Origin of the sequence: Pseudomonas sp. yb_5, from assembly GCF_043103865.1 — a bacterium.
Classification (GTDB): domain Bacteria; phylum Pseudomonadota; class Gammaproteobacteria; order Pseudomonadales; family Pseudomonadaceae; genus Aquipseudomonas; species Aquipseudomonas putida_Y.
Genome location: NZ_JBICKE010000137.1, coordinates 1 through 846, shown reverse-complemented (window position 1 = coordinate 846; position 846 = coordinate 1). Strand labels below are relative to the sequence as shown.

Below are 846 nucleotides of genomic sequence, written 5' to 3'. Positions count from 1 at the left end.
GGTGCATGGTTTGAGCCCCGTTACATCTTCCGCGCAGGCCGACTCGACTAGTGAGCTATTACGCTTTCTTTAAAGGGTGGCTGCTTCTAAGCCAACCTCCTAGCTGTCTAAGCCTTCCCACATCGTTTCCCACTTAACCATGACTTTGGGACCTTAGCTGACGGTCTGGGTTGTTTCCCTTTTCACGACGGACGTTAGCACCCGCCGTGTGTCTCCCATGCTCGGCACTTGTAGGTATTCGGAGTTTGCATCGGTTTGGTAAGTCGGGATGACCCCCTAGCCGAAACAGTGCTCTACCCCCTACAGTGATACATGAGGCGCTACCTAAATAGCTTTCGAGGAGAACCAGCTATCTCCGAGCTTGATTAGCCTTTCACTCCGATCCACAGGTCATCCGCTAACTTTTCAACGGTAGTCGGTTCGGTCCTCCAGTCAGTGTTACCTAACCTTCAACCTGCCCATGGATAGATCGCCCGGTTTCGGGTCTATACCCAGCGACTAAACGCCCTATTAAGACTCGCTTTCGCTACGCCTCCCCTATTCGGTTAAGCTCGCCACTGAATATAAGTCGCTGACCCATTATACAAAAGGTACGCAGTCACCTAACAAAGTAGGCTCCCACTGCTTGTACGCATACGGTTTCAGGTTCTATTTCACTCCCCTCTCCGGGGTTCTTTTCGCCTTTCCCTCACGGTACTGGTTCACTATCGGTCAGTCAGTAGTATTTAGCCTTGGAGGATGGTCCCCCCATATTCAGACAAAGTTTCTCGTGCTCCGTCCTACTCGATTTCATTGACAAGAGATTTTCGTGTACGGGGCTATCACCCACTATGGCCGCACTTTCCA

1 rRNA gene is annotated in these 846 nt (G+C 51.3%); it reads right to left on the bottom strand.

The features are described from left to right. Window positions 1–846, bottom strand: a 23S ribosomal RNA gene (locus tag ACF8GF_RS24665); the annotation flags it as partial.